Genomic DNA, 3116 nt, shown 5'->3' on the forward strand with positions numbered 1-3116 from the left:
GTTGACGCCGATCGCGGCCAGCGAGCCGTCCTCGGCGGGGGTGACCGCGATGTCGGCGTGGCTGAGGGCGCGGAACAGTTTGCCGATCAGCAACCCGGGGAGGTCCGGTACGTCGTGCGACACCGCGACGACCGCGGCGGCCGGGCCGGCGAGTTCGACCGCGTGCAGGACAGGTCTCAAGGGGTCGACGGCGTACGTCGGCGTACCGGGCCAGGTCAACGCGCTGAGCTCGGCCACGGCGTCGTCGTCACCGGGGACCGCGACGGCGACGTCGACCCGGTCCAGGGCGGCGAGTACTTCGTACGTATCCTCGGCCAGCGCCAGCCGCCACGCCTCGGGGTCACGGCCGGGCGGGGCCCACGTCCCGGCGGCCGGTACGACGACGACTACCACGCGGCGGTCCGTCATGAGCGGTCGTAGGCGGTTCGAGCGGCGGCGACCTCGGGCATGTGGCCGTCGGCCCAGGTCTTGATGGAGGAGATGAGAGGCATCAGTGTGCGGCCCAGTGGAGTCAGATCGTAGTCGACGCGAACGGGTACGGACGGGGTGACCGAGCGGGTCAGGAGGCCGTCGCGTTCCAGCGAGCGCAGTGTCTGCGTCAGCATCTTCTGGCTGACGCCGGCGATCCGGCGGGACAGGTCGGAGTACCGCTGCGGCCCGTCCGCGAGGGCCGTGAGGATCAGCGTCACCCACTTGTCGCTGATCCGGTCCAGGAGCTGCCGCGCGGGGCAGGTCGCCAGGAACGCGTCGTACTCGCGGGCTGCCTCCTCGCGGCGCTGGGCCGCGGTGCGGGTCGGCATGGCTCTCCTCCTCGTGCGGTACGCACTCCGAAGTACGTACTTCCCAGCAGAGAGTAGCTCTCCCACAGTGGTGTGCACATCACCAACCAAGGAGAGAACGATATGCGCGCACTGGTGGCCCGGCGGCTCGACGGGCCGGAGGCGATCGAGTTGATCGAGACCGCCGTACCCGAGCCGGATGCCGGCCAGGTACGGATCAAGGTGGCGGCCGCCGCGGTCAACCCCGTCGACCTCGCGGTGGCGGGGGGCCTTGCCGTCACGTTCGGTCTGACGGCTTCGAGAGAGCAGTTCGGGCTCGGCTGGGACGTCGCCGGCACGGTCGACGCGACGGGGCCCGGTACGGACCTCTCCCCCGGTACGGCCGTGATCGGCGTGGCGGACCTGTTGGGCCGCCCGCTGAAGACGCATGCGGAGTACGTCGTACTCGACGCGGACGCGGTCACACCCGCACCGGAAGGCATGGACCCCGTGGCCGCGGCGACGATCGGGCTGAATGCACTGACCGCTCTGCAGGCACTAGACACGCTGAAGCTGACGCCTGGGCAGACCGTACTCGTGACAGGTGCCGCAGGTGGTGTCGGCGGCTACGCGGTCGAGCTCGCGCACCACTTCGGCCTGCAGGTGATCGCCAGCGCGGCAGCACAGGACGAGGAGCTGGTACGCCGACTTGGCGCGGACCACTTCGTACCAGGACCGACTGAAGTACGCCGGATCGTACCGGCGGGCGTCGACGGCTTGCTGGACGCGGCCGTGATCGGAATCGGCGCACAGGAAGCAGTCCGCAACCACGGCCGTCACGCTCATCTGCAAGGCGGTCCGAAGCCGCCGCATCTGCGCGGTATCACCGTCGACCAGGTCTTCGTCCACGCCAACCGGCCGCAGCTGACCCAGCTCAGCCAGCTGGCCGCGGCGGGAGCCATCAGTACCCGGGTAGCAGACACGTACCCGCTCACCGACGCAGTACCGGCGTACAGCCGACTCGCGAAGGGCGGTGTCCGCGGCCGGTTGGTACTGGTTCCTTAAACGGCCACAGGCAGTTCTGCGCTGATCAGGCCGAGGCGCAACGCGGTCATGATCGCGTTGGCCCGATTGGTGGCGCCCAGCTTGTCGTAGAGGCGTGAGACGTACGTCTTGGCCGTCGACAGGCTGACGAACATTGCAGACGCGATCGCGGGCACGGACTGGCCGCCGGCGAGCAGAGCGAGCACCTCCCGCTCCCGAGGGCTCAGTGCGTGCCCCCGCTCGAGGGCTTGACTGCGGCGGGCGAGCGCGGATGCCAGACCGGTCGCCGTGAAGGACGAGGCGGCGACTGCGGCGTGCCGGATCGCGCCGAGCAGTTCGGCGTTCGGGGCGGTCTTGGCGACGAAGGCCGACGCGCCGCCGTCCAGGGCCCGGAACAGCACGTCGTCGTGGTCGTCGGACGTCAGTACGACGATGCCGAGCGACGGGTGGCGGTGCCGGAGCTCCCGGGCGAGGTCGAGACCGTCCAGGTCGGGCAGCAGGACGTCGAGTACGACGACATCCGGTTGCGCGGACGCGATCATCGCGGCGGCGTCCGCACCGAGGCCGGATTCCGCCACGACGGTGATCTCCGCCCCGCTGCTGACCAGCCGGACCAAGCCGTACCGGGTCAGGGTGTGTCCGTCGACGATGACGACGGTGATCGATTTGCTCATGCTGGTCCCCCGCGGTGCCCCTGCGCAAAGTGACGACTATCACCTGCTGTAACTATGATCGGGGCTGCATAACGGTCTGTTACGCCTCTCACGCCAGGTGCTTTTAATCTAAACGACCTAAACGCGTGGTAACCAAGTTCCGGGCTCAGCCGAAGGACCCGAGCGGAACCGCCGCGAACACGGCCAGCAGTACGCCGCCGATCATGAACGGGCCGAACGGCAGTGCGGTCCGGCGACCGCCACGCCCGCTTACCAGTACGGCAATGCCGACGATTGCCCCGAGCAAGAACGCGGCGAACGCGCCGACCAGGAACGTCTGCCACGAGAGGAACGCCAGTACACCTCCGGCCAGGCCGGCGAGTTTCACGTCTCCCCACCCCATGCCGGCCGGATACACCAGCACAAGCGACAGGTAGAACGCGAACAACCCCACTGCACCGATCGCGGCGCGTTCCAGAGCCCACCAGTCGTGCTGCCACGCCGCCGCGCCCGCAAGCAGCACAGCGAGTACCGGGTACGACGGAAGCACGATGGCGTTGGGCAACCGCCGTACGTCGAGATCGATCAAGGCGAGGGCCACCCCGGCACCAACGAACCACAGGTACGCCGGGAGCGCGGCAACCGACCCGAGCCGCACCGC

At 69.2% G+C, this 3116-nt stretch carries 5 protein-coding genes; 1 reads left to right on the plus strand and 4 read right to left on the minus strand.

Annotation, left to right across the window (positions count from 1 at the left end):
• Together VFF46_RS38245 and VFF46_RS38250 are read right to left on the minus strand one after the other, a co-directional pair.
• Nucleotides 1–408 (minus strand): DUF2064 domain-containing protein (locus VFF46_RS38245; protein WP_325042166.1); only part of this gene is annotated, 408 nt, incomplete at its 3' end.
• Nucleotides 405–800: a helix-turn-helix domain-containing protein gene (locus VFF46_RS38250; protein ID WP_325042167.1), complete on the minus strand. Its 396-nt coding sequence runs from the start codon at nucleotides 798–800 to the stop codon at nucleotides 405–407. The genes VFF46_RS38250 and VFF46_RS38245, both read right to left, overlap by 4 nt.
• A gap of 102 nt (nucleotides 801–902) precedes the next feature.
• Here VFF46_RS38250 and VFF46_RS38255 point away from each other — a divergent pair, with 102 nt between their 5' ends.
• Nucleotides 903–1823: an NADP-dependent oxidoreductase gene (locus tag VFF46_RS38255; RefSeq protein ID WP_325042168.1), complete on the plus strand. Its 921-nt coding sequence runs from the start codon at nucleotides 903–905 to the stop codon at nucleotides 1821–1823.
• Here the strand turns inward: VFF46_RS38255 and VFF46_RS38260 are convergent.
• The gene (locus VFF46_RS38260) at nucleotides 1820–2476 is read right to left on the minus strand and encodes a response regulator transcription factor (protein WP_325042169.1); all 657 of its coding nucleotides are present in this window, start codon (nucleotides 2474–2476) and stop codon (nucleotides 1820–1822) included. The two genes, VFF46_RS38255 and VFF46_RS38260, sit on opposite strands and share 4 nt — an antisense overlap.
• Before the next feature lie 145 nt (nucleotides 2477–2621).
• A partial coding sequence (locus VFF46_RS38265; RefSeq protein WP_325042170.1) for an A24 family peptidase occupies nucleotides 2622–3116 on the minus strand: 495 nt, incomplete at its 5' end.

The organism is Kribbella sp., from assembly GCF_035655035.1.
Classification (GTDB): domain Bacteria; phylum Actinomycetota; class Actinomycetes; order Propionibacteriales; family Kribbellaceae; genus Kribbella.